Genomic DNA, 24735 nt, shown 5'->3' with positions numbered 1-24735 from the left:
TTATACCATAAATACCGCAAAACATTCCACCATATTCATTATTTTGAAAGAATTTGTCTATCAGGCTAAAAACTTGAAATTTTGCAGGATCTTGCAGAAAGAAGAAAGAATCTTGTAAGATTAGAATATCCGGGATCCCCGCTCTCACTCTTTTAGTGAAAGACCGGGATCCCGGTAAAGATTTGAAGGCAGATACCTTTGACCCTTAAAACACTGACAGCAGCTTCCTGACCGCCAGATCGGAATCAACCCGGACACAATACTGAATTTCATCATGATCATAGACCGGAATAAAATCTTCATCTTTCTTAATCATGCCGCGGAATTCTTCATTTTCATACTCTACTGCGGCCCTTACCATACGGAATTCCCCGATGGACGGATCCCCGGCTATCACCATGGCCAGCGGATCATGAACCACGCAGCGGTCCTGACACCCCATGGATTGGAAACTGAACTGGAAATAGTATTCCAGCGCGGACTGCATGTACTGTACAATCTTGCGGTTCTCCTCCCTGCAATACTTGCCCAGCAGGGAAATATCCTGAGCGGATATAAATGTCTCCATTGTAACATCAAGACCAACCACAGTCATGGGAAAGCCTGCCCGAAATATTAAATCTGCGGCTTTCGCATCCCCGTATATATTCGCTTCCGCATATGCGCTGATATTGCCGGGCTTATGAAAGGTTCCTCCCATGATTACCAAATGCTTAATTTTATATGGAAGCCTTGGATCCTTTTCCAAAGCTGCGGCTATATTAGTCAGACGTCCCAAGGCAACAATGGTTAAATCCCCACAAAGTTCCTCCGCCTTTCTTATAATAAAGTCCGCGGCATCCTCGTTCAAAGGCTTTTGGTCTGATTCCGGCAAATCAACGTTGCCGATCCCATTGTCTCCATGAATATGAACAGGGTAAGGCTCTTTGACACCGGTCATGCTCGTGTTTGCGCCCACGATTACAGGAACGTCATAGCTGCATTCAGCCAGTTTTATTAACCGCAGTGTATTTTCCGCCGCCTGCATGGACGATGTGTTTCCATACACAGTGGTAAATCCCTCCACATGAAGTTTTTTATTTTTTAAGGCATATAATATGGCTATTGAATCATCGATACCTGTATCGCAATCCACTATAATATGTTTCATCCGTTATGTTTCCTTTCCGATTGCTTACAAAATCAAATGAATTACTTCTATCATGACAGGGATCGGCTGACCCGCTCCCTGCCTTACAAAAAGGTCTGTATCATACATATAATCCAGGTTCAGTAAACCGGTGCAGCCGCTTACAGCATCATCTTAACGGTCTGCCTTGTCCTTTTTAATAATCTGCGTCATTGCTTCTATTCCCACCTGGATCGCTCTGTCTTCCCATTCCCTGGGATAATCCTTATCGTCATTGCTATAACTTTTGTAATTGGTCGCACTGATCATGACAGATGACATTCTGATGTCAAGGGATGCGGCTACCAGAAACAGCGTTGCGCACTCCATGCTTGAATTGGTGGCTCCACCCTTTTCATAAGCTTCCCATTTGTTCTTTAACTCATAATACACCGGCTTTGTCTCAGGGGAAACTTCCGTGTAAAAGGAGTCCTTAGAGATTGTCACTCCGATATTATAAGGAATGTCAAGCTTCTTTGCTGCAGCTTCCAGTTCTTTTACCATCTCATAATCCGGAACAGCGGGGAATTCCTCAGGCAGATAATGAATCCCTGTTCCCTCCATCCTTACTGCTCCATTGGGGATGACTACATCTCCCACCTTAACCTTTGGGGAAGTGGAAGCGCAGGAGCCGATCCTCATCATGGTGTGGGCGCCGCATTCATACAATTCCTCTACCGCGATGGCCGCCGAAGGTCCGCCGATTCCTGTGCTGGTGACGGAAACAGGTACTCCTGCCAGGGTTCCCGTATATGTAAGGTACTCTCTGTGATGGGCTATTTTAACGGGATTATCAAAATAGGCTGCTATTTTGGCTGCCCGCTCCACACTTCCCGGCAAGAATACATATTGTCCTACCTGATCTTTGGTAATGTTCAAATGCATCATCTTTTTTTCCTTCATGTCCTGTTTTCTCCTGTCTTTTCCTATTTTATGCCCATGCTGTTTGGGCATGGAGGGATACCCTTACCGGCTCTCCCGTTCAAAGCGGTAAATCGCCTCTAAAACAACCCGGATCTCATCATCCCAGCCTGCTGCCAATCCCGTATTCTCAGTTTCATAAATCACATCGCCTGTAACAATATTGCCTGATACGGCACTGATCATGGCTCCTCTTACCTTCCGTCTGTGGCAGACCGTATAAAGGGCGGAGCTTTCCATCTCAACATTTAAGCAGCCAAGCTTTGATAATTTCCCGATCCATTCCTCTGTTTCACCATAAAACGCATCGTCGCTGGCATTGATTCCATAATAGAGACTGCCGGAAATCTCATCCTTCATATCCTTTGCCGTGTCGACCAGTACTCTTGTAAGGTCAAAATCCGGGACCGCAGGGAAGCAATCCGGCACGTAAAATCTGGAGGTTCCTTCATTTTTCATGGAAGCGGTGGAAATCATTAAATCGCCGATCTTGATCCCTTCCTGTAAGGCTGCGCTGCTGCCGATGCGGATTAAGCATTTTGCGCCGATATTGATCAACTCTTCCGCTGCAATGGCAGCTGACGGGCAGCCCATTCCCGTTGATGTAACAGAAACCTTTACCCCCTTATAGTATCCTGTAAAGGTGCGGTGCTCTCTGTTATTGGCCACCAGCCGGGCATCTTCCAGATATTTTGCCACTCGGTCGGAACGGGCCGGATCGCCGGGAAGCAAAACATAGTCGCCGATATCTCCGGGATTCAAATGGATGTGGTACTGTCTTTTACCAAGGGTTTTTTCATCTTTATTTAATGACATTTTGCTGTATCTCCTTATTTTTCTTATTTTTCTGCCGTTGCTTTTGAATAGAGTAAACGGTCAGGCCTAAAATGGTCGCCCCGTAAGGCAGCATCTGTACAAATTCTGATGGAATCTGTAAAAGCTGCAGGATATTGGAAAGGCCGTCAAAGAATGAAAATACCATGGAAGAGATTAAGGCTCCTACCGGGCTTGCCTGTCCCATGGCGCAGGCTGCAAGAGCGATAAACCCGCGTCCGGCTACCATGTCCCTGGTAAACATGGATAAGTAACCCATGGATAAATACATTCCTCCCATTCCCGCCATAACACCGCATAATAAAATAGCCAGAAACCGGATCTTAACTACATTCTGCCCTACGCTGGAAGCTGCACTGGGATTTTCCCCTACGGCCCTCATACGAAGTCCCATCGGAGTACGGTATAAAAAGACTGAGATCATAATCACCATAAAAAAGGCAAAGTAGGTGATCACATTGTGGCCGGATAAAATATCTCCAAGGACCGGAATGTCCTTTATAATAGGTATGTTAACCGCTGGAAAGCTAAAGCTTTTTAAGGATGAACTGGACCCTTTTTCCCCTGTTGCAAGCTGGAGCACAAAGACCGTAAGCCCGCCGGCTATGGTGTTAACTGCCGTACCGCATAACACAGCGTTGGCCTTTAGCATCAGATGGAAGTATGCGAAAACCCCGCTTACAATTAAGGCCGCGCCAACACCTGCCACAAGCCCCCAAAACAGATTGCCTCCCCATGCACTACCCAGAACTCCGAAGAGGGCCGAAATGAGCATGATCCCATCTAATCCAAGATTGACTACTCCTGTTCTTTCACAGATCACTGCACCCAAAGATGTAAGTAAAATAGGAGTTGCCACACGAATCCACATAAAAAGGAAATCAACGATAAATGAATAATCAATCATTTACTACATCTCCTTTCATTCCAGTTTCTGCCTTTGCAGCCTCTACGATCATTCTCTGCTTCCATTTTTTAAGCAGAGCCTCGGCTGCGATCATAAGGATCATGACTCCCTGGATGATCTTTACCACCTCACTGCTGACATCGCTGTTTCTTGCCATAATGTTTGCTCCCACATTCAGATACCCCATAAAAAGAGCCGCAAGGGGCACCAGGAGGGGATTGTTTCTGGCAAGTAAGGCGACGGCAATACCGGTCCACCCGTAGCCCGGACTCGAGGTCCATTTAAAACGGGTATACATGCCCAAAAGCTCCGCACCTCCGCCAATTCCTGCCAGTGCACCGGCAATTACCTGGGAGGCTACCATAATGCCGGTGACCTTTATCCCCGAATAGTTTGCAAACTTCGGATTGTTTCCCACTATTCTTAGCTTCATTCCAAAGGTCGTACGGAAGAGCAGAAAATAAATGAGCAGGCAGAGAACAACTCCAAGGATAATTCCGGTGTGGATCCTGGTGCCTCCTATGATTACCGGTAACAGGGAGGTATCCAGAAATGCGATGGAAGCAAGGCTTGAACTGCTGATCTCACGGAAATAGTAGCTTACCATATAAATGGCAAAAAACTGGACGATATAGTTTAGCATCAGTGAAGTCACCACTTCTGAAACCTGCCATTTCATTTTTAACAACGCAGGAATCAGGGCTACGGCAGCGCCCATAGCTGCCGCTGCCAGCAATGCCACGGCTGAATGAATGCCGGTCGGAAGGGGGACAGAGGTCGCAACCATCATTGCACCAAGGGTTCCGATGAAAAAAGCGCCCTCTGCGATCATGGAAAACTGTCCTGCTCCGAAAATCAGGATAACGGCCAGTGCCGTAAACATTAGCGGGGAAGCTGCCTCCACAATATTGCCGATGCGGCGGAAGGAGGTAAAGGGACCGATGAAAAAGCTGAAAAAGGCGTTCATCGGTTCAGAACTGGTTCCTAGTACAATCGCTGTGACAAGACCGCAGGACACCAAAATTGCTATCATCAGTTTTGCCATATCCACGATCAGGTGAATCCGTTTATTACTGTCCATGACAAGCCTCCTTTATCTCTGCTTCAGACTGCTTTTCAATACCAAGCATATATTTTCCAAGCTCAAGCTCGCTGATCTTTCCTGCATCCGGGAAATACGCCACAATCTGTCCTTCATGCATGACAATGATGCTGTCGGATAATCCCAGCACTTCATTTAAATCTGAGCTGATGAGCAATACAGATTTTTTACTGTCTCTCATTTTGATCAGCCGTTTGCGGATGAATTCGGTTGCACCTACATCCACGCCCCTGGTAGGCTGGTTGGCAATAATGACCTTGGGATCGTTTGATAGTTCCCGGGCAAGGACTGCCTTTTGGATATTACCGCCGGAGAGGCTGTCAATCCTGACATCAGGATTTTTGCACAGTACCTGATAATCCTTTGCCATATCAAGCCCGTATTGCTTTATCTTTCGTTTGTCGATGATCCCATGCTTTGAAAACCTTTTCTTGGATATTTTATCTGAAAGGGTATTTTCCGTGATGGACAACGCAGGGGCCACGCCGGTGGTCATGCGGTCCTCCGGAATATGGGAGACAGAAAGTGCCCGGATATCTTTAATGCTGCAGCCGGATATCTCCTTGCCGCACATCTCGATGGAACCGGAATTATACGTTCGAAGCCCAGTTAAAGCTTCCGCCAGCTCAGACTGGCCGTTGCCTTCTACCCCTGCAATTCCAAGGATCTCCCCTTCTCTTAAAAGAAAAGATACGTTGTTTACATAAGTTTTCCCATTCTCACCGGAGATGCTTAAATCCTTTACATGGATAGTGGGTTCTCCCAAGTCAGGCAGTTTTTTCTCTATGTTCAGTATAACGTCCCTTCCCACCATAAGGTTGGAGATGTCCTGCTCTGTTACATCCTTCATATCATACAGGCCCATGGACCTTCCCTGGCGTATAATGGAAATCCTGTCACACAGTTCTTTTACTTCGTTCAGCTTATGGGAAATGAAAATTATGGTATAGCCATTGCTTTTAAGCCTCTTTAATTCCTCAAATAATTCGGTGGTTTCCTGTGGGGTCAAGACTGCGGTAGGCTCATCTAAAATCAGTATCTTCGCTCCACGGAACAATGCCTTCAGAATCTCCACCTTCTGCTTTTGGCCTACGGTTAAATCTTCAATTCTTGCCCTTGGGCTCACCTGCATGTTGAATTTTTCCGCCATCTCTTCTACCTGTCTGTGGGCATTCTTCCTGTTGATCAGCAAGCCTTTTCTGGGTTCAACGCCCAGAATGACATTCTCCGCAACCGTAAGCGATGGAACCAGCATGAAATGCTGGTGTACCATTCCGATCCCCAGACTGATCGCTAATTGAGGAGAAGAAATGATGGTTTTTTCGCCATTGACGTAGATATCCCCTGAGGTCGGCTGCTCTTCGCCAAAAATGATTTTCATTAAAGTGGATTTACCCGCTCCGTTTTCTCCGGACAAAGCATGGATTTCTCCGGCTAGAACAGAGAAATTGATCCCCTTATTCGCCATTACGCCATTGGAGTATACTTTAACGATATTTTCCATCCGCAATACTTCTTTTTTCTCTTCCATCCTTATTACTCCTTAAAAATCCTTTTGGAAAGGGCAGCAGCAAAGGCGACCATATAGTTTGCTGCTGCCCCATGGATTACCGGTGCCCTATGGTTTTAATATCAGGCTTATTTCATGCTGTCACGCAATGCTGCGACTTCTTCCGTCGTCATCTTCATCGCGCTTCCGACCGTAATATCACCCTTAATGATCTTGTCCTTTACCGCATCAAGATTCTTCTTGATATCTTCTGGAACAATGGTGTTAAAATTATCATTCTGAGCCAGACCCACTGCACCGCTGTCAAGGCCAAGAGCATATGTCTCGTCACAGGTCATGGAGTTGTCCATAAGGCCTTTGACTGCTGTTACAAGAGAATCTCCCACATTTTTCAGGGTTGAGGTCAAAATATTCTTTGCGATGTCAGGATTCGTATCCTTTAACTGGGTATACAGATCCTGGTCACAGGCGATTAAGTATTTGTCTACGTTGTTTGCCGCAGTTGCTGCGCCGAGTATACTTTGTGACGCCGGCGCATATACGATCTGGGCACCCTGATTGTATAACTGGGTGGTCATTTCAAGACATTTGGGCACATCTTCAAAGGAACCCACATAGGAAGGGATCACCTTGATGCTTGGATCTACGTATTTCACGCCTTCCAGATATCCTACCAGGAAGTCATTGATATTTGCCACATCCATGGAACCGATAAAGCCCAAGGTTCTCTTGGATGCATCGATCTTTGCGTCTCCGGAATCAAGCATCTGGGCAGCCAGGACACCGGCTAAGAAAGAGCCCTGGTTGGAATTGTATGTAATGCCCATCATATTTCCGTCAGCAACAATCGTCCGGTCCACATCGCTGTCAAAGAAAACATACTTTTTGTCAGGATACTGTGCGGCCGTATTTTGTGCCACTTCTTTCACAGACCAGGTACCTGCGATGATCACATCCCAGTCCTGCTCGGATACGTCTGTGAAATGTCCTTCATAGCTGGTTTCGTCCCGTCCCATTTCAACCACCTTGATGTCGGCCCCCAGTTCATCTCTCATACGGGTAAGGCCGCTGGCCGCTGAGTCATAAAAGCCTTTGTCCCCCAGGTTTCCGTTTACCAGATATACGGCCTTTAACGGCTTTTCCGGAGTCTTCTCTCCGCTTGCTGTATCCGCCCCTTCTGTTTGCTCCTGTTTTCCGGCAGTCGTCTGTACGCTGTCATTTGTTTTGCCGCATGCAGTGAGCATAGCACAGGCAAGTACCCCTGTAAGAATCAATTGAAACGTTTTTTTCATTCCTTTCTCCTTTCTGTTGCTGCGTTGCTTGTGTTTGTTTTTCAGTATATTTGAAAAGAGCTTTCCGTACTTTTAAAAGACCTTTGAACCGGTCTGCCCTTTTTCAATTACATATGAGACTTGCGCTCCATAGAGAAACGGTACATACTTCCAAGTAGCTGGTGCTTGGCATAGCTGAGCTGCTTATCCCCCTCTTCTACCAGGATCTCTTCCACAATGATGACCGGCTCATTTTTATTAATGCCTGCAATATAAGAATCCGCATCCGCATTCAGCACATTGAATACCGTCTTGGCATGCTTTGCCAGCCGATACAGTCCATAAGTGCTGAACTCCCTCATCTTTTCTGTGTCATTCATATCCAGCTGGAATTTCTCCATGTATTCCGCATCGAAAATCGTGACCGTGTTTGCCACCTGGCGTCCATTGGAAAAATAGTCCGTACTGGTAAAAACCATTAAATCTCCCGGCTTTTTATACCCCAGCTCATGAGCAACGTAGACACCGCAGGGCTGGTACTGGGCGGAAATCTTAATCTCATCAATGGTATCCACACAGTTCTCAATACACGGGTTAAACAACCACTGGAATCCATCCTTATATTGCAGCGCATGTGTCGAGACTACCGCCTGTTTCCCCTGGGTCTTATTTATGTATCCATCCTCTTCCAGCTTTCTCATGGCCATTCTGACCGTACCGCGGCTGACCTTCCAGTAATTAGCCAGCTTATTTTCACTTGGAACAACATCTCCTGCTTTGATCACTCCTTCGACTATTAAATTAAAAATAATATCATAAATTTTTACATAGTTCGGAATCACCAGGTTCTCTGAAATATCTTCCTCCAGAAGCGGTAACTTATTGTAATCCATCATACCAATCACCCCACCAAATCATTTTTTATTATGGCTCTCATCGCCTCAATGCCAACCAGAATCACTCTGTTTTCCAATTCCGTAAGGGGTACCCTGTCCTTTTCCGGGGAATTCTTATAATCCGTGGCACTTACTAAAACGGAAGCTGCCCGAATCCCTAAGCTAGCCGCTACCAGAAACAGGGTGGAACATTCCATGCTTGTAGAGGTGGCACCGCCTGCCTCGTAGGCACTCCATTTATGAAGGATCTCATCCTTTACCGGCTTTTTCTCGGGCTGAGTCTGACTGTAAAAGGAAGCTTTTGTAATGGTAACCCCCACATTATAGGGCATATTCAGCCGTCCAGACGCGGCCTCCAGCTCTTTTATCATGGAAAAGTCCGGAACCGCAGGGAATTCCATCGGCAAATAATGATTGCTGACGCCTTCCATCCGGATTGCTCCATTGGGAATCACGATGTCCCCTGTCTTCACCTTTTCTGAAGTTGAAGCGCCGGAACCGATGCGAAGCATGGTATCCGCTCCGCACTGGTAAAGCTCCTCCATTGCAATGGCGGCAGAAGGTCCTCCGATTCCGGTACTGGTAACAGCCACTCTCGTTCCATCAAGTTCTCCCACAAAGGTCCTGAACTCACGGTTGTATGCAATTTCCCTTGGATTGTCAAAATGAGCGGCTATCTTTTCTGCCCTCTCCGGGCTCCCCGGTAAAAAAACATACCTTCCAACATCGCCTTTTGAGATACCAATATGCATCATTTTCAATTTTTCCATATTCTCCTCCTCTTCTGGTATTTTTATCGTTTTTAACTTGGCAGCCAAGTTGTTGGCATTAGAATATCACTTGGCTGCCAAGTTGTCAATATGTTTTCTTTCAAAATTGGTTTTTTTAAGTGCAAAATATACAAAAAAAGACAAATGTCTTAAATTTTAATGGGTATCTTTTAGATATAGAGAATGAATATCCTTAGAATAATTGTGCAAATCATTGCATTAATTGGATTAACATCAGAAACAATGTGACAAACTCCCTTATCCAACTTCTGAAAGAGGGGCGGGTGCCATCCCCTTGAACCATACAATACCCAAAACATTCCGCCTCGGTGACGGGAGAAAATAAAAAGACCTCATTGTTAAAAGCTATATGTGGGGTTTGTAAAAAGGAGGGGAGGAAATCTGATAAAAGATAGGAAAACTGATGAAATTAGGGTTCTCTGGCCCCTCTTCATTGACGAACAGTCAAATTTAGGATAAGCTAAGTATGAGAACAAGAATACATAACTAGACAAAGGAGATTACTTGCTATGAGCATCCGACTGATCGCCTCCGATATGGATGGCACCCTTTTAAACCCTCAGACCAATATCTCAAAAGCCAATGTAGATGCGATCCGCAGGCTTGAGCGCGCGGGCATAGAGTTTTTAATCTGCAGCGGACGGGATTATCAAGAAGCAAAAGCCGTTATGGATGCCTGTGATATCACATGCAGCTACATCTGCTTAAGCGGGGCTGCCGTATACAGTCAGGATGGTGAAATACTGAGTGAGATTCCTCTTACCCCTCAGAACCTTGTAGATATAGATCGGATCCTTACAGAGCAGCAGGCAGATATGGATATTCTTACTTCCTTGGGGCGGTATACCACTACCCCGAAAGAGCGGAAGTTAAACGAGATATACTCCTTCTTAAAAAAGAAATTCAGCCCCTCTCCTGATTACATTTCCCAAGAGCTGGAAGATGCCGTACAAAACCGGATGGAATCCACGACCTTTATTTCCTCTCTTGAAGAGCTTCCTGAGGGCAGTGATGTATTTAAGATATGCAGCAACGGACTTCCTGTTCAAAAGGCTGCAGAATTAAAAGAAATTTTCTCAGACTATCCGGATCTGGCTGCGGCCTCCTCTTTCCCTGACAATATAGAGCTGACCAATCAGGCTGCTCAGAAAGGGCTGATTCTGAAAGCATACGCAGAACAAAAAGGAATCTCTCTTAAGGATGTGATGGTGATCGGAGACAGCGACAATGATCTGTCCATGTTCACTCCGGAATTCGGATGGACTGTCGCCATGGAAAATGCCATGCCCTGTATCCGGGATGCAGCAAAATATCACACCAAATCCAATACAGAGGATGGGGTTGCCTGGGCCATTCGCAAGCTTGTGTTTCAGGAAAACAGCTGAAGTACTTACTATTAAGAATATAAGCATTCTTACTGATCTTTAATGATAAATTTTAAAAACGGCGCACATCTGAATCATATCAGATGTACGCCGTTTTTTTAATCAACAGGTTTTTAGTTTTCTGATGGAGAGTCTACTCCATTTGCAGCAATAATAAATGGCGCCCATATTGCAAAGGCAACAACCATATTGACAGCAGTAAGTACGAGCGAACGCCAGTCGCCTGCTGTAGCGAGGAATCCGCTCAAGAAGACAGGCATCACCCATGGAACACTGATAACAACCGGGCTTACCAGACCCCAGATCGTAGCAAAATATGAAATGGTTGCTGTTGCAAGCGGAGCCAGAATAAACGGCACAATCAGCAAAGGATTAAGAACTACAGGTATACCGAACATGATTGGCTCGTTGATATTAAATAATCCCGGTCCCAGACCTAACTTGCCCACCATTTTATAATCTGCTCGTTTTGACAAAATTAAAATTGAAGCAATAAGAGCAATTGTAACACCAGCACCGCCAGGCCACACAAATGCCTCGAAAGAACCTGAAACCCATTTATAAGGAATCTCAGCGCCAGACTCGTAAGCAGCTAAATTTTGCAGCTGGGCAACACCATAAGTACTGTTCAAAACAGCTCCCATTATATTTGTGCCATGTAATCCGAAGAACCACAGTAAGTGCACAAGCAATACAATTATAAATACCGAACCATAGCCTTGTGATATGCCCAGCAATGGCTGTTGTATATGTTCTGTTATCCAGTCACTGACAGGTTGGGTACCTAACGCCCAGCTCTGTTTAAGTACGAAATAGATGATAGCCGATCCATAAAGTGATATAACACCTGGTATGATGGCAGAAAAAGCACGAGACACTGCAGGCGGAACAGATTCAGGAAGTTTTATTGTAATATTTTTCCTCATCAGTTTCGCAAAAATTATCACCGATAAAAAAGAGAATAATATAACAGTAAACATTCCCGCAGCTCCAAAGTAGCCTGAAAAGTTAAAAAATCCCCAGGCACTACCTGTAACTGTTATAGTGGACACACCATCGGCTGTAGCGATTGTTGCACCTGAAGCCTGAATCATGTCTGCAATATTAGCAGGCAGCACATCACTTAAAGTAAGGGTGGTGGATGTACTGGCGCTTTGAGGCAATCCCATAAGATATGCAGCAAGTGAAACAATAGCACCAGCTACCTTATTAACATCATAAGATTTTGCTATCGTATAACCCAGGGTAATTGAAAGCATGATGCCCATAACCGCCAGGGTTCCCCCCCAGACAATTCCGTTTAAAGAAATAATCCATGAAACAAGGGGAAAAGTAGTAACACCGTTACCGGTGCCCAGATATGTATTGGGTATATCGCGCAACAGCGCATTTAAAAGAACAGCCATAGAACCAGCCATAGTCAGGGGCATCAAATTGATGAATGCATCTCTAAGAGCAAGTAAATGCTTTTGAGAACCTATTACGACAGCTACAGGTAAAAATTTTCTTTCTATAAATTTTACAATTGTATTCATGAAAGTCCTCCTGCTATCTATAAGTATTTAATTTACCAGATTTCATAACCACTATACAGCCTGTGCTTGAAAATAAAGAACCTTGCCCCAAGTTGTATTTTTAATTAATTCCTTTGCTTTTATTGCAGCCTCCGCCGGATTACCGGTCACTTCAAAAAAGAGTTTTATGCCCTCTTTTTTACTGAAAGTAAATGTTACATCACCTTCCCTGTAATTAGATAATAGTTCTTTAATATTATCCTGCTGCATGGGACTGGAAATGGTAATCATATATACCTCCTTATAGTTATGTAGTAGTTATGTTTAACGTCTCTCTCCAGAGACCGTGAAAAGGCTGTTGTTATATGCCTGCATGAATCATGCAAATCATACTTCAGTAAAACCAAACAATTTCCAGGGTTTAATGTAATCAAGCAGTACCAGTTCATAGTCAGGTATATGGCCGATTACATTCTTTCTTCCGTCATTAGGCATATCCTTTAAAACAACATGCAGCTCTCCCTTATAACGGGAATATCCGTCATTTAAAATCACAACATCCCCCCGTTTTAAATCCCGGGTATTGGCAGGAAGAATAGACTTGTCAGCAAAGACTACTCTCGGCCAAGTGGACCGTATCATATATTCGCTGATATCGCCTCTGATCGCATGCTGCCGTCCAAAGTAAAGAATCTCCCGCTCTGTTTCCGTCAGTTCCTTTTCCAGGCAAAGACCAAACATCAGCTTTCCAGGAGTCACTGAGGCACAGGCCTTTAACTCCTCTTCAGAAGCATAGGCATTGGCGATGATCACATCATCTACCATACGGGTTGCAAGCAGATGCCGTACCTGTGCATCCACAGGCAGGCCCCGGTGCATCTCCAGAGTACACAATCCCTCATTCACTGGCCAGGGTCCAAAGGTATTTTCATTGTTGCTGGATACAAAGGCCGCAACCTTAAGTCCGTGCTTTTTCATTTCCCGGTTACAGTAATCAAAATGCTCCAGACTGATTCCCGTATATTTCTGAGGATAAAAGTTGTGGCAGGTAATGATCCTTTCCGGCACCGGATGATGATTCATGATATTTGCCACATAGCTTGGATCGGTGCTGGCGTTCAGCTCGATCTTCAGTCCCTCGCTGTTATAGCTCATTGCAGCTTCTTTCATGCCGTCAAAGCCTACATCCAGCCGGATCCCGTCTGCATGCATTTCTTTAAAGGGAGCCAGATTGTCATAGGAAGCTCCCAGTGCTTCAAAAACAGGAGGCGCCACATCCAGTATCACTTCCATACCGGATTCATGGGCCGTATCAATCATATCCCGAAATTCTAGGATCATCTCATCTTTATTTTTATTCCCCACGCTCAATAAACAGGTAAAAATCCGCTGAAACCCGTATTTGCCCGCCAGTCGGATATATTCCTTATCCCGTTCCGGAGTGGAATGCTCCGGATACAGGGAGATACCAAGTCTTCCCATAATTAAACACCTTTCCACTTTCCTGCCCAGCTTTTAGGGCATAATGGTATACCCGCAGGGTATTTCTGTTATGTGGTTATCTCAATTATTTTTTCAGTCGGGTTGTTAAATTCTCTGATATACACGACCGGGCTGCCGCTTTTGCTTACAATGGTGCTCTCAACCATAATAATCGGAGTATCCAGCTTTACGTGAAGCAGATTTATATATTTTACAGGCACTATAATAGGAAGAAACTTCTGTGTAACCGATCCTTCATCAATATACCCCTTCAGATCCAAAAGCTTATTTAAGTTGTTGTAATCATTGTCATTGATCAGGCTTTGGATCAGATAGATTTCTTCAACACTTACAGGCTTTCCATTCTTCCGGTTTAAGCGCACGATCCGGATCATCCGGTCCTCAGATCCGATTTCCAGACAGGCAGCGACCTTTTCATCGGAAAAGCAGGAGCTGAAATAGATCACATTATAATCATAAGTATCATCCATGGGCTTATTTAAAGTCTCTGCAGACGTATTTTTTTTCATCAGCCTCTGGTCTGCAACAAAAGTGCCTTTATTTTTATCTCTGTATAATACTCCCTCTTCCACCAGTTCATTTAAAGCATTGCGCACAGTCATCCGGCTTGCATTATACCGGCTGGCCAGTTCCCGTTCTGATGCAATAGGGGTATTGACAGACGCATCCTTAATTTCTTCCATAAGGTCCTGTTTTATTTTCTGATATTTCGGAGCCCCCATTGTATCACCTCTTATCACATTTAATTCTCTTTTATCCTCTGTCCCTTAATGAAGCTTTCCATGGATGACAGCATCCTGGTAACCCTCTTTCTGGAACCTTTTTGATAGAACCAGGAGACAATTTTATAGTTTAAGGAGTAGGAAGTACTCTCCCCCTCAAATACCTCCCTGTAGTGTACCATAATGTTTCCGTCTTTACTATCTTCGATCTCGTAAAATATTACATTCGTCCCATGGGAAGTACGGAAGCTTGCCTCATAGCAGCTGGGAGATAAAAACTGCTTGATCATCACATCCACATGGTTTTCCTGCCCCATCTTATTTTTCATCTTTTTTTTATAGCGAAAACCGGAATAAACCTGGTCTGGATTTACCTTTTTCCCTGTAGCCTGGCTGATATCATAAGCAACCGAGGTTGCCAGGGCATTGAAGAATTCCTTTGCCTCTACATTCAGTTTTTGATTTACTTCCATATGCCTCTCCTATTTGCCCGTTTCAAAACCGTTGTTTTTAAGCAGCTCCTGATACCAATAACCCGACTTTTTTATGGTTCGTTTCTGTGTTTCCAAATCCAGCTCCACAAGCCCGTAACGGTTTTTATAAGCATTGAGCCATGACCAGCAGTCCACAAAGGTCCACACATGATATCCAATGCAATTGCTTCCTTCTTCTATCCCCTTATGAAGCCAGGTCAAATGCTCCTCATAGAACTCAATGCGGTAGTCATCCTGTATCATACCATCTGTCTTAAAACGTCCTTCATGTTCCACGCCCATACCATTTTCCGTGACCATCCATTCAATGTTTCCATAGTTGTCACGGATGTTAAGAGCGATGTCATATAGGCCTCTGGGATAGATTTCCCAACCCCTGTATGGATTCATCCGTTTACCAGGCATATCATAGATATCAAAATAATATTCCGGCGTAAATGGAGCTGATGGATTAGGCAGGCTGGCCTTTGCGCAGACACGGAACGGATGATAGTAGTTTACTCCCAGAAAATCCACTGTATTTTGACGGATGATCTCCAGGTCCTCCTTAGAAGCCTCCGGCAGTAATCCATGCTTTTCTATGAGAGCTACCAGCTCCGGATCATAAGTTCCCTTAACGGCAGGATCCAGAAAACTCTTATTCTGGAACAGCTCGGCTATCTTTGCCGCCTTCTCATCCTCCGGGTGGGAACTTCTGGGATAAGCCGGGGTCAGGTTTAAGACAATCCCGATCTTTCCTCCCTGCTTCATACTGTGATATTCCTTCACCGCTAAAGCGCTGGCAAGGGCCGTATGATAAGCCACCGTAACTGCCGCTTTGGGATCCACCTTGCAGGGATAGTGATAGCATTGCAGATATCCGCATTCTACATGAACGATAGGCTCATTAAAGGTAAACCAGTGCTTCACCAGATCTCCGAATAAGTTAAAGCAGATCCAGGCATAATCCTTATAATAATCCACGACCTTCCTGTTTTCCCAGCCTCCCTGCTCCTGCAGCTTTACCGGCATATCAAAGTGGTAAAGATTTACAAATGGTTCGATCCCGTTTTCCCTTAATTCCAGAAACAGGCTGCGGTAAAAATCAACCGCTTTTTCGTTCACCTCACCAAACCCTTCCGGAAACAGGCGGGACCAGCTGATGGATGTCCGAAAAGAATTATGGCCCGTCTGCTTCATCAGCTGAATATCTTCTTTGTAATTCTGGTAAAAGGAAGAGGTAATGGCCGGGCCAATGGTTCCATGAAATTTAAAGCTTTCCTCCTCATACCACAAATCCCAGATATTTTTGCCTCTCCCGTCATCTTCTGCACCTCCCTCACACTGGGTGGCGCTGGTTGCACTTCCAAAGTAAAACCCTTCCGGAAACTTAAGTCTCATATCTTATACCCCCTTATTTCCTTTTCTTTATCAGCATGACTGCACCCAACAGTACAAATATCAGACCAACGGTCATATACATGGCAGGGGATGGAAGCTGGGGTGATACAGTAATGAACAGGCAGCCAATGGCAATTAAAAATATGGTCCAACTTTTCATGGAGCTCTCTCCCCTTCTTTCTCTGCTAAACTTAAGAACTGCCAAATCAGTTCTGTCAGGACAACCCCTGTGAACTGGTCTGGCAGCTCCTTCTTAAACTAAGTTACTATTCGCTTTTCATCTTATTTGCCATCATTACAAATGGTGTCCAGATAGCAAAAGATATAAACAGATTAAACAGTGATACTATCGCTGCCATTATGCTTCCGCCTGTTGCAAGGAAGGCGTAGATGCCTGCAGGCATTACCCAAGGTACAGCTACGAATACCGGCGGGATCAGGCCTATAGCAGTTGCGCCGTATGCGATGGCCGCACATACCGGAGGAACGATCAGCCATGGAATCAAATATACAGGGTTCAATACGATCGGCATACCAAAGATGATCGGCTCATTGATATTAAATACACCCATGGGCCAGGACAGCTTGGCAATGGCTTTCTGGTCATCCCTTTTAGAAAACAGGAAGATTGCTATAATAAGTCCTAAGGTGATTCCGGAGCCGCCCATCTGGCAATAGGCATCAAAGGAACCGCGGGTCCATAAGTATGGAAGATTCGCAGCGCTCTGGCTGGAGGTAAATGCCTCAATGTTCTGGTTCAGTGCCGTTAAGTAGATTCCGTCCATGATAGGAGCAAGTACGTTGTGTCCATGGAGACCAAAGAACCATAACAGCTGGATCAGGAATACCATGAAGATTACGCTGAAGAAGCCCTGTGACAAGCTGAGGAGCGGTCTCTGGATATATCTGAGAACCATATCATTAATGGTGGAGCCTGTTGCGGTTATGCAGATCTGGGTTAAGATACCTGCAACATAAATGGCGATTACACCTGGTACAATTGCCGCAAATGCTTTGCTTACTGCTGGCGGTACAGAATCAGGAAGGTTAATGGTAACCTTTTTCTGCATCAGCTTTATGTAAATCATGGTACAGATAAAGCCCATAATCAGAGCGGTAAACAGACCACCGGAACCGGTGTATCCGGAACCTAAGTATCCCCAGCCGCTGACTCCGTTTAATGCAACACCGCCGCCTGCTGTGGCAGTTACATCAAGTCCCAGACCTTTCAGCTGGTCGGCAGCCGCCGCTGCAACACCTGGAAGTTCATAGTTGAAGGTAGCGCTTTGTCCCATACAGGTGACTAAGCTTGCAAATGCGATGACTCCGCCTGCAATGGCGTTTACATCGTAGGTTTTAGAAAGATTGTAGCCCAGGGCAAAAACAAATGCCAGAGCAAGAATTACAATAGAGCCAAAATATACGTTGCCGTTAACACTGATGATTGGAGACATTGCCTGGACAAAGCCGGTCATACCTGCCTGGTTTGGAAGATCTCTTAAAAATACATTAAGTAAAACTGCTATGGAACCAACCATGGTAATTGGCATGATGGCAATAAAGGCATCACGAATGGCAACCAGATGTTTCTGGGAGCCAATTTTAGCTGCGATTGGCATAAATTTTGCTTCCATGAATGAATTAAATGCACCCATACTTTTTCTCCCTTTTTCTCCTCCCCTAAACGATTGGAACGGGGAGTTACTTTTTCATACTTACCCGTTTAATTTCCCCAGCGCCTGATCAAGTACCTTGGCGCCATTCATCGTGCCGTATGCCATCATATCGATGACAAGCACAGGTTTCTCATTTTTTACTCTCTCGTTCATCTTCTTCTCAAGATAACGAACCTGAGGCCCCAATAAAATTATATCTGCCTTCTTCACTTCCTCAACGGATTCAGAATCTCCCACTGCCCAAATGGTGGCCTCCACGCCTTTTTCTGATGCTGCATCCTGCATTTTCTTTACAAGCATGCTTGTTGACATTCCTGCTGAGCAAACTAATAAAATATGATACATCCTCGCACCCCTTTCTGTGGTCTAGACCACTTCTCGTTACCCATATAATACTATATCATATGCAAAAACACAAGCAAATTCTAAAATAAAAATAAACTTTTTATTTAATAATTTATAATTTCCCCTTTCAACATAAACATTATTCGTTATTACGCTATAAAAAAAGCTGTGAAATAGACTTTTTCAGTCATTTTCACAGCTTTTTTCTATTCTTGACTTTCGTTTTTAAAGAATTGAGGGAGGTATTCTTTATGGGCCTCCAACAATTCATGAATGACTGCATTGGCATCGTGATCGCTTGCACAAAGAGGATTCATGTTGAGAGCCGTCACTGCCAGATCCCGGTTTCCGGTGACAGCCGCTTCGCAGACCAGGCGCTCAAAGGTCTTTATGGTTTGTATGGTTCCGTTAATCTGGGGCTTTAACTCGCCTACGGCAATGGGCTTTGGACCGCCGCTTGTGATGATGCAGGCTGCTTCCACCGCACTGTCTGCCGGTAGGTTTGTGATCGTCCCGTTGTTCCGTACGTCTACATACTGGATATCACCGGTATTATTGTGCAGGGAGCAGATTAAGTTGCAGGCAGCATCGCTGTACCTGGCACCACCTCTCATCTCCAGCTGCTTTGGCTTTACATCCAGGTTCTCATCCTTGTACAGCTCAAACAGTTCCTCCTCCACCTTTTTTACCACTTCGCCCCGGACCCGGCCTTCCTTGTATTCCTTTAACTCCTCTTCCAGCTGTTCTTTGGTAAAGTAATAATAGTTGTGATAGGGGCAGGGGATACAGTGAAGCCCCCGGATAAACTCCGGTGAAAATGGCAGGGTAGAGAAATTCTTCATGGAAATTGCATCTTCGGAACTGATGTGCTGATAGATTTCCAGAATCTCTTCCAGCCTTGACTGGCCATCCACAAATACATCGGTTGCAAAAATATGGTGGTTTAAGCCGGACAGCTCCATCGTCACCCGCTCCGGCTCCACATCTAAAAGTCTGGCAAAACCATTTACCATATTGACCGGCACGTTGCAAAGGCCGATCACCTTTTTATAATCCGTATATCTTAACACTGCCTCTGTGATCATTCCAGCAGGATTGGTGAAGTTAATCATCCATGCCTCCGGACAAAGCTCTTTCATGTCCTTTACAATATCCAGAATTACCGGAATGGTCCGGAATGCCTTGAACATACCTGCCGCCCCGTTTGTCTCCTGGCCGATCATGCCGTGGCTTAAGGGGATCCGTTCATCCTTGATTCTGGCATCCAATAGCCCCACTCTCATCTGTGTGGTCACATAATCTGCATCCTTTAAGGCCTCCCGCCTGTCATAAGACAGAATCACCTTCATGGGAAGTCCCGCTTTTTTAACCATGCGCTGTGCAAGGGCACCTACGGTCTCCAGCTTTTCTCTTCCTGCTTCAATATCCACCAGCCAAAGCTCTCTTACAGGCAGTTTTTCATAACGTTTGATAAACCCTTCCACCAGTTCCGGTGTATAAGAGGAGCCGCCTCCAATGGTAACGATTTTGATTCCTTCCATAATCTCTCTCCTTTTCCTGGATTGTAATAAGCCTTCTTACTCCTGAGATTATGTCAGTGTGCAAGAAGGCTGTTATTAGGCAAATGTTTATTTATTTTTACTTTACAATGGCATCCTTTAAATCCTTGATCATCCGATAAAGGTTTAAAATCTCTGCCGCCTGATCCTTGGCCATCATTGCCATGGTCAGATGATCCTGGGCATGTACCAGAATAATGTTTACATCAACAGGATTCCCCTGGGCTTCCTGCTGGATCAAATCGATCTGGGACTGATGAGCGGACCTCATCTCTAGCTCCGCCTCTTTTAAGTATTTTTCGGCCTCCTCAAAGTTAAATTCCCTGGCAGACTCCATCGCCATCATGGAAAGCGATTTTGAATTTCCTGCGTTCATAATGAGCTGAAATGCTACAGCATAATTCTCATCCATGGTATACTCCTCCCCTATGTCAAATTTTTCTATATACTAGCACAAGCATCTTTTTTTTGCAAGAGAAAGTAAAAAGAGAAGAGAAAATATTTTTTTAAGGCCTGCCGGAAAATGGAAGACCAATATACCCTTCAATCAGCTTCAGAGTCTGTTCCAGGCCTTTCTCATGAGTCCGTTCCGTCCCATGGGAAGCGTGTACTCCAGGGCCGATCAAAGCGCCGCAGATGTCATGGCCGCCACGGATGGCGCTTCCTACATCAGAACCGTAGTGAGGGAATACATCAACCGCAAAATCAAGGCCCCTCTCCTTTGCAACGGCAATGAGGCGGTTTGTCATTTCATAGTCATAAGGCCCGGTGGAATCCTGGGCACAGATGGATACCTTTTTTTCATCCCCGGTCAAGTCATCCCCCAAAGCTCCCATGTCTACCGCAATAAACTCCTCGATATCTTCCGGAATCCAGCTTGCGCCATATCCCACCTCTTCGTAATTGCTGATCACTAATTTTAGGGTCCTTTCCGGCTTATGCCCGGACTCCCATAAATCCTTTAAAACTCCCATAAGGACTGCCACAGAAGCTTTATCATCTAAATGGCGGGATTTGATAAATCCATTTTCCGTATGGACGAACATGGGATCAAAGCTGATGTAATCCCCAGGGGATATTTCAAGCTTCTTTACATCATCGATGTTTTCTACCAACTCGTCCAGGCGTATCTCCATATTTTTCACCTTCCTCTCCAGAGTTCTGGCATTGTCATAGGTGTGGACGGACGGCTCTTTTGTGAGAATGGTCCCGGTGTAGGTTTTACCGGTTCTGGTATGTACCTTGCAGTACATGCCTTCGATGGTCTCCATCATAAAACCTCCCACAGGCACAATGGTGAGCATCCCTGTTTTGGTAATGGAACGGACCATGGCTCCCAGAGTATCCACATGGGCGGATAAGCCTAAAACCTCCTGTTTCTGTCCGGGAACCTTAATGATGAGGCCGCCTTTCTTGTTATAAACAGAGGTAAAACCGAATTTTGCTGCCTCTTCCTGGATCGCATTCATGACTTCCCTGGTGTAGCCGCTGGGGCTTGGGATATTTACGATTTTTTCCAAAATTGATGTGACGTATGACATTGTTTCCATGGTGATCTACCTTCTTCTTTCTCTTTTCTTTTTATGGTATTTACTGCAAATGTAAATTCCTGAATTGGCTGGGAGTACATCCATAGCTTCGTAAGAACAGCTTGGAGTAATAGCTCCGCCTGCTCTTATAATGAATAAATTTGATCAAGTAAAGCTGCCGTTTCTCTTCCCCAGCAGCTTAAACCGTCAAAATAAATATATTCCATGCCCTGATTTTCCATAATCAGAGCTATGTACCTTTGGAAAAGCAATTTATTCCCGGTAAATAACTGGGGGTGGAACAGAACGCAGATAAAATCACAATCCTGCCGATTGTAGGAATAGCCGTAGTGCATCTGTCTGGTATTGACCATGAGGCAGTCATCCTTTTTCAATAAGACCCGTTTTCCATTTACGTGGTAATTCATCTGACCTTTTAAAATGCGGATAAATTCTAAGTCTTCATGCCAGTGGCAAAGGGCTTTCCAATCTGGATAATCTGACAATTTATCCCTTTGATATAAAGCGGAATCCCCATCTGGTCATAACGGAGGATTTCTGAGGCATCCTGCATGACATAGGTATCTATCATCAAATTTTCCTCACCTTCTCTAAATACGATTGTTATAATAAATAAAAATAATTGTGTTAGATAAGTGGGTCTCAGTGCATTATCATTATATCATATAAATCTTAAACCGGCAAAGAAGGTCAAAAAAATTTATTCATATACATAGATGAGGCTGGAGGAACAGAATATGCTGTCAGATTATCATATACACACTTATTTCAGTGATGATTCCCAGTGTCCTATGGAGGAAATCGTACAAAGGGCAATACTTATGGGACTTGATATTGGGGAAGTAAAGAAAATCTTAAAAGACATTGGATTCAAGCAATTCTGTACCTTTGAACGCATGCAGCCCATATATTGGGAGCTATGAGAAAAGGTGCTGTCCTGCAGCCAGGACGGCACCTTTATTCATATCCTCTGCCATTATACTTCGAAAATCAAGTCTCCATAACTTGGCATTGGCCAAAATTCTTTATCTACGATCATTTCCAGCTTATCAGCAGGATCACGGAGAGCTGCCATGACAGGTACTACCTCATCCCGGAAAGCTTTTGCCCGTTCCTTGTTCCCTTCGATTGCCGTACATTTTGCATCAGCATCTGACAGAGCGGCCAGGGCTACCTTCATATCGGAAAGATAAGCACTTACCTCTATGAGAAGCTCTTCCTGAACACTGGTATCGGCTGCCGGACACGCTGCCTTTACCTTCCCCAGGGAATCTGCAAGCAGAGATGCATACTTCACAGCTGCCGGGATGATCTGTTTTCCGGCCATGTCGATCATGGCTCTTGCCTCGATGTTAATGGCTTTGCTGTATGCCTCATATTCGATCTCAACCCGGGATTCCAGCTCAGCCTTTGTGAATACTTTAAACTCCTCAAACATCTTTACCGACGCGTCTGTAGTAAGAGCAGGAATCGCCTCAACCATTGACTTAAGGTTTGGAAGACCTCTTCTTTCAGCTTCATCTACCCATGCCTGGGAATAGCCGTTGCCGTTAAAAATAATCCTTCTATGAGCTGCCAGCTGCTCTTTAATCATATCATGGACTGCCGTATCAAAATCAGCCGCCTTTTCAAGAACATCTGCCGATTCTTTAAAAGCCTCAGCAGCAATGGTGTTTAAAACCACATTGGGCGAAGAAATGGAATCAGAGGAACCAACCATTCGGAATTCGAACTTATTGCCGGTAAATGCAAATGGGGAGGTTCTGTTTCTGTCCGTAGCATCCTTAAATAAATCAGGCAAGGTTCTGACACCCGTTTTTAAGGTGCCGCCCGCCTTGGAACGGGTAGCCTCTCCGGTGCTGCAAAGCTGATCCACTACATCCTCAAGCTGTTCACCGATGAATATGGAGATAATGGCCGGCGGTGCTTCATTTGCCCCAAGTCTGTGATCATTTCCAACATCAGCCGCAGATTCCCGAAGCAGATCCGCATGACGGTCAACCGCCTTTAAGATACAGGAAAGCACCAGCAGGAACTGGATGTTCTCATGGGGTGTTTCCCCTGGATTTAACAGGTTGATTCCATCGTCAGTGGTTAAAGACCAGTTGTTATGCTTACCGGAACCATTGACCCCTGCAAACGGTTTTTCATGAAGCAGACAGTTTAATCCATGACGGCCAGCCACCTTTTTTAAGGTTTCCATAACTAATTGGTTATGATCAACGGCCACATTTGCCTGCTCATAGATAGGGGCCAGCTCATGCTGTGCGGGAGCAACTTCGTTATGCTGGGTCTTTGCAGGCACACCTAACTTCCATAGCTCTTCATTCACTTCCTTCATATAAGCCGCGATCCTCTCGCGGATGGAACCGAAGTAATGGTCCTCCAGCTCCTGTCCCTTCGGGGGCATCGCACCGAACAGAGTGCGTCCGGCATAGATTAAATCTTTTCTCTGTAAATATTTTTCATGATCAACCAGGAAATATTCCTGCTCGGCACCAACGGAAGGAGTAACCCTTTTTGAGGTGGTATTTCCGAATAATCTTAAGATTCTTAAAGCCTGCTCGTCGACGGCTTCCATAGATCTTAAGAGAGGTGTCTTTTTGTCAAGAGCTTCTCCTGTATAAGAACAGAAAGCGGTGGGAATGCAGAGAGTAACACCGATGGCATCTTCTCTTAAGAATGCAGGGGAAGTGCAATCCCAGGCGGTATAGCCTCTTGCTTCAAAAGTCGCCCTTAAGCCTCCGGACGGGAAAGAAGAAGCATCCGGCTCTCCCTTTACCAGTTCCTTCCCGGAAAACTCCATAATTACCTTTCCTTCCGGTGTGGGGGCGGAAATGAAGGAATCATGTTTTTCAGCGGTAATTCCGGTAAGAGGCTGAAACCAATGGGTATAGTGAGTTGCACCTCTTTCAATGGCCCAGTCTTTCATGGCATGTGAAACGACGTCTGCAATCGATGGATCCAGCACTGCACCATCCTCAATGGTTTTCTTTAATTTTTTGAAAACAGATTTTGGCAAGCGCTCTCTCATTACGGTTTCGTTAAATACATTCTTACCAAACAGCTCAGCTACGTTTACAACTTCGCTCATAAATTTTCCATCCTCCCATATTATGATAAGTCAAACTGCCTTTATAGTCTCCTCGCGATCTGAATATGCGCATAAATCAGAAAAGGCGTCCTCCCGGTATAAGGAGAACGCCA

26 protein-coding genes are annotated in these 24735 nt (G+C 45.0%); 2 read left to right on the top strand and 24 right to left on the bottom strand.

Features of this window, described 5'->3' with window-relative positions; genetic code table 11:
- Positions 1-205: 205 nt before the first annotated feature.
- From BMX69_RS22435 to BMX69_RS22395, 9 genes are all read right to left on the bottom strand, one after another.
- Positions 206-1150 (bottom strand): nucleoside hydrolase, encoded by a 945-nt coding sequence (locus BMX69_RS22435; protein ID WP_100043582.1) that lies wholly within the window; start codon positions 1148-1150, stop codon positions 206-208.
- Positions 1151-1303: 153 nt separating this feature from the next.
- Positions 1304-2071: a nucleoside phosphorylase gene (locus tag BMX69_RS22430; RefSeq protein ID WP_054790847.1), complete on the bottom strand. Its 768-nt coding sequence runs from the start codon at positions 2069-2071 to the stop codon at positions 1304-1306.
- A 63-nt stretch (positions 2072-2134) separates the two neighbouring features.
- Positions 2135-2905 (bottom strand): nucleoside phosphorylase, encoded by a 771-nt coding sequence (locus BMX69_RS22425; RefSeq protein WP_100043581.1) that lies wholly within the window; start codon positions 2903-2905, stop codon positions 2135-2137.
- Positions 2892-3830: an ABC transporter permease gene (locus tag BMX69_RS22420; RefSeq protein ID WP_100043580.1), complete on the bottom strand. Its 939-nt coding sequence runs from the start codon at positions 3828-3830 to the stop codon at positions 2892-2894. The genes BMX69_RS22425 and BMX69_RS22420 overlap by 14 nt, the downstream gene beginning before the upstream one ends.
- Positions 3823-4911 (bottom strand): ABC transporter permease, encoded by a 1089-nt coding sequence (locus tag BMX69_RS22415; RefSeq protein WP_100043579.1) that lies wholly within the window; start codon positions 4909-4911, stop codon positions 3823-3825. The genes BMX69_RS22420 and BMX69_RS22415 overlap by 8 nt, the downstream gene beginning before the upstream one ends.
- Complete coding sequence (locus BMX69_RS22410) at positions 4901-6463, bottom strand: ABC transporter ATP-binding protein (RefSeq protein ID WP_100043578.1); 1563 nt, start codon at positions 6461-6463, stop codon at positions 4901-4903. The genes BMX69_RS22415 and BMX69_RS22410 overlap by 11 nt, the downstream gene beginning before the upstream one ends.
- 107 nt (positions 6464-6570) lie before the next feature.
- Entirely contained in the window at positions 6571-7734 is a 1164-nt protein-coding gene (locus BMX69_RS22405) for a BMP family ABC transporter substrate-binding protein (protein WP_054790819.1), read from the bottom strand.
- Between the two features lie 107 nt (positions 7735-7841).
- Positions 7842-8609 carry a GntR family transcriptional regulator gene (locus tag BMX69_RS22400; protein WP_025231242.1) on the bottom strand — a complete coding sequence of 256 codons (768 nt, stop codon included), beginning with the start codon at positions 8607-8609 and terminating at the stop codon, positions 7842-7844.
- Positions 8610-8614: 5 nt separating this feature from the next.
- The gene (locus BMX69_RS22395) at positions 8615-9379 is read right to left on the bottom strand and encodes a nucleoside phosphorylase (RefSeq protein ID WP_100043577.1); all 765 of its coding nucleotides are present in this window, start codon (positions 9377-9379) and stop codon (positions 8615-8617) included.
- Positions 9380-9909: 530 nt separating this feature from the next.
- Here BMX69_RS22395 and BMX69_RS22390 point away from each other — a divergent pair.
- Positions 9910-10785: a Cof-type HAD-IIB family hydrolase gene (locus BMX69_RS22390; RefSeq protein ID WP_100043576.1), complete on the top strand. Its 876-nt coding sequence runs from the start codon at positions 9910-9912 to the stop codon at positions 10783-10785.
- Between the two features lie 113 nt (positions 10786-10898).
- Here the strand turns inward: BMX69_RS22390 and BMX69_RS22385 are convergent, their stop codons facing one another.
- The 14 genes from BMX69_RS22385 to BMX69_RS24855 all read right to left on the bottom strand — a co-directional run bounded on the left by BMX69_RS22385 (position 10899) and on the right by BMX69_RS24855 (position 22099).
- Complete coding sequence (locus tag BMX69_RS22385; RefSeq protein ID WP_100043575.1) at positions 10899-12320, bottom strand: PTS sugar transporter subunit IIC; 1422 nt, start codon at positions 12318-12320, stop codon at positions 10899-10901.
- Between the two features lie 51 nt (positions 12321-12371).
- A complete protein-coding gene (locus BMX69_RS22380; RefSeq protein ID WP_054790816.1) occupies positions 12372-12590 on the bottom strand; it encodes a hypothetical protein in 219 nt (72 codons plus the stop codon).
- 96 nt (positions 12591-12686) lie between these two features.
- Positions 12687-13781, bottom strand: a complete 1095-nt coding sequence (locus BMX69_RS22375) for a DUF871 domain-containing protein (protein WP_100043574.1) — start codon at positions 13779-13781, stop codon at positions 12687-12689.
- Between the two features lie 68 nt (positions 13782-13849).
- Entirely contained in the window at positions 13850-14524 is a 675-nt protein-coding gene (locus BMX69_RS22370) for a GntR family transcriptional regulator (protein ID WP_025231236.1), read from the bottom strand.
- A 20-nt stretch (positions 14525-14544) separates the two neighbouring features.
- Positions 14545-14997, bottom strand: a complete 453-nt coding sequence (locus tag BMX69_RS22365) for a DUF3284 domain-containing protein (RefSeq protein WP_054790815.1) — start codon at positions 14995-14997, stop codon at positions 14545-14547.
- Positions 14998-15006: 9 nt separating this feature from the next.
- Positions 15007-16398: a glycoside hydrolase family 1 protein gene (locus BMX69_RS22360; protein ID WP_054790814.1), complete on the bottom strand. Its 1392-nt coding sequence runs from the start codon at positions 16396-16398 to the stop codon at positions 15007-15009.
- A gap of 13 nt (positions 16399-16411) precedes the next feature.
- Positions 16412-16558 carry a multidrug transporter gene (locus BMX69_RS24270; RefSeq protein WP_115639883.1) on the bottom strand — a complete coding sequence of 49 codons (147 nt, stop codon included), beginning with the start codon at positions 16556-16558 and terminating at the stop codon, positions 16412-16414.
- 106 nt (positions 16559-16664) lie between these two features.
- On the bottom strand, positions 16665-18053 hold the full coding sequence (locus BMX69_RS22355) for a PTS sugar transporter subunit IIC (protein ID WP_025231233.1): 1389 nt from the start codon (positions 18051-18053) through the stop codon (positions 16665-16667).
- 60 nt (positions 18054-18113) lie between these two features.
- Positions 18114-18419: a PTS sugar transporter subunit IIB gene (locus BMX69_RS22350; protein WP_025231232.1), complete on the bottom strand. Its 306-nt coding sequence runs from the start codon at positions 18417-18419 to the stop codon at positions 18114-18116.
- A gap of 206 nt (positions 18420-18625) precedes the next feature.
- Entirely contained in the window at positions 18626-19960 is a 1335-nt protein-coding gene (locus BMX69_RS22345) for a 6-phospho-beta-glucosidase (protein WP_100043573.1), read from the bottom strand.
- A gap of 97 nt (positions 19961-20057) precedes the next feature.
- Positions 20058-20390, bottom strand: a complete 333-nt coding sequence (locus BMX69_RS22340; protein ID WP_054790813.1) for a PTS sugar transporter subunit IIA — start codon at positions 20388-20390, stop codon at positions 20058-20060.
- A gap of 94 nt (positions 20391-20484) precedes the next feature.
- Entirely contained in the window at positions 20485-21528 is a 1044-nt protein-coding gene (locus tag BMX69_RS22335; RefSeq protein ID WP_100043572.1) for a M42 family metallopeptidase, read from the bottom strand.
- Between the two features lie 125 nt (positions 21529-21653).
- The gene (locus tag BMX69_RS22330) at positions 21654-22013 is read right to left on the bottom strand and encodes an AraC family ligand binding domain-containing protein (protein ID WP_242941319.1); all 360 of its coding nucleotides are present in this window, start codon (positions 22011-22013) and stop codon (positions 21654-21656) included.
- A complete protein-coding gene (locus BMX69_RS24855; protein ID WP_242941318.1) occupies positions 21962-22099 on the bottom strand; it encodes a hypothetical protein in 138 nt (45 codons plus the stop codon). Before BMX69_RS24855 ends, BMX69_RS22330 begins: the two co-directional genes overlap by 52 nt.
- A 166-nt stretch (positions 22100-22265) precedes the next feature.
- Here BMX69_RS24855 and BMX69_RS24600 point away from each other — a divergent pair, with 166 nt between their 5' ends.
- Entirely contained in the window at positions 22266-22451 is a 186-nt protein-coding gene (locus BMX69_RS24600) for a PHP domain-containing protein (RefSeq protein WP_054790811.1), read from the top strand.
- A 53-nt stretch (positions 22452-22504) separates the two neighbouring features.
- Here BMX69_RS24600 and BMX69_RS22320 read toward each other — a convergent pair whose 3' ends face one another.
- Complete coding sequence (locus BMX69_RS22320; RefSeq protein ID WP_100043571.1) at positions 22505-24622, bottom strand: glutamine synthetase III family protein; 2118 nt, start codon at positions 24620-24622, stop codon at positions 22505-22507.
- Positions 24623-24735 lie beyond the last annotated feature (113 nt).

The sequence above is a fragment of the Lacrimispora sphenoides JCM 1415 genome (genome assembly GCF_900105615.1).
Taxonomy (GTDB): Bacteria; Bacillota; Clostridia; order Lachnospirales; family Lachnospiraceae; genus Lacrimispora; species Lacrimispora sphenoides.
Note: the sequence above shows the minus strand (reverse complement) of the source record. Positions and strands in the feature narration are given on the sequence as shown.

Bases quoted from the DNA above. Each gene is read 5' to 3' on its own strand.
- BMX69_RS22435 (WP_100043582.1), bottom strand. From the start codon at position 1,150: ATGAAACATATTATAGTGGATTGCGATACAGGTATCGATGATTCAATA.
- BMX69_RS22430 (WP_054790847.1), bottom strand. From the start codon at position 2,071: ATGAAGGAAAAAAAGATGATGCATTTGAACATTACCAAAGATCAGGTA.
- BMX69_RS22425 (WP_100043581.1), bottom strand. From the start codon at position 2,905: ATGTCATTAAATAAAGATGAAAAAACCCTTGGTAAAAGACAGTACCAC.
- BMX69_RS22420 (WP_100043580.1), bottom strand. From the start codon at position 3,830: ATGATTGATTATTCATTTATCGTTGATTTCCTTTTTATGTGGATTCGT.
- BMX69_RS22415 (WP_100043579.1), bottom strand. From the start codon at position 4,911: ATGGACAGTAATAAACGGATTCACCTGATCGTGGATATGGCAAAACTG.
- BMX69_RS22410 (WP_100043578.1), bottom strand. From the start codon at position 6,463: ATGGAAGAGAAAAAAGAAGTATTGCGGATGGAAAATATCGTTAAAGTA.
- BMX69_RS22405 (WP_054790819.1), bottom strand. From the start codon at position 7,734: ATGAAAAAAACGTTTCAATTGATTCTTACAGGGGTACTTGCCTGTGCT.
- BMX69_RS22400 (WP_025231242.1), bottom strand. From the start codon at position 8,609: ATGATGGATTACAATAAGTTACCGCTTCTGGAGGAAGATATTTCAGAG.
- BMX69_RS22395 (WP_100043577.1), bottom strand. From the start codon at position 9,379: ATGGAAAAATTGAAAATGATGCATATTGGTATCTCAAAAGGCGATGTT.
- BMX69_RS22390 (WP_100043576.1), top strand. From the start codon at position 9,910: ATGAGCATCCGACTGATCGCCTCCGATATGGATGGCACCCTTTTAAAC.
- BMX69_RS22385 (WP_100043575.1), bottom strand. From the start codon at position 12,320: ATGAATACAATTGTAAAATTTATAGAAAGAAAATTTTTACCTGTAGCT.
- BMX69_RS22380 (WP_054790816.1), bottom strand. From the start codon at position 12,590: ATGATTACCATTTCCAGTCCCATGCAGCAGGATAATATTAAAGAACTA.
- BMX69_RS22375 (WP_100043574.1), bottom strand. From the start codon at position 13,781: ATGGGAAGACTTGGTATCTCCCTGTATCCGGAGCATTCCACTCCGGAA.
- BMX69_RS22370 (WP_025231236.1), bottom strand. From the start codon at position 14,524: ATGGGGGCTCCGAAATATCAGAAAATAAAACAGGACCTTATGGAAGAA.
- BMX69_RS22365 (WP_054790815.1), bottom strand. From the start codon at position 14,997: ATGGAAGTAAATCAAAAACTGAATGTAGAGGCAAAGGAATTCTTCAAT.
- BMX69_RS22360 (WP_054790814.1), bottom strand. From the start codon at position 16,398: ATGAGACTTAAGTTTCCGGAAGGGTTTTACTTTGGAAGTGCAACCAGC.
- BMX69_RS24270 (WP_115639883.1), bottom strand. From the start codon at position 16,558: ATGAAAAGTTGGACCATATTTTTAATTGCCATTGGCTGCCTGTTCATT.
- BMX69_RS22355 (WP_025231233.1), bottom strand. From the start codon at position 18,053: ATGGGTGCATTTAATTCATTCATGGAAGCAAAATTTATGCCAATCGCA.
- BMX69_RS22350 (WP_025231232.1), bottom strand. From the start codon at position 18,419: ATGTATCATATTTTATTAGTTTGCTCAGCAGGAATGTCAACAAGCATG.
- BMX69_RS22345 (WP_100043573.1), bottom strand. From the start codon at position 19,960: ATGGAAGGAATCAAAATCGTTACCATTGGAGGCGGCTCCTCTTATACA.
- BMX69_RS22340 (WP_054790813.1), bottom strand. From the start codon at position 20,390: ATGGATGAGAATTATGCTGTAGCATTTCAGCTCATTATGAACGCAGGA.
- BMX69_RS22335 (WP_100043572.1), bottom strand. From the start codon at position 21,528: ATGGAAACAATGTCATACGTCACATCAATTTTGGAAAAAATCGTAAAT.
- BMX69_RS24855 (WP_242941318.1), bottom strand. From the start codon at position 22,099: ATGATAGATACCTATGTCATGCAGGATGCCTCAGAAATCCTCCGTTAT.
- BMX69_RS24600 (WP_054790811.1), top strand. From the start codon at position 22,266: ATGCTGTCAGATTATCATATACACACTTATTTCAGTGATGATTCCCAG.
- BMX69_RS22320 (WP_100043571.1), bottom strand. From the start codon at position 24,622: ATGAGCGAAGTTGTAAACGTAGCTGAGCTGTTTGGTAAGAATGTATTT.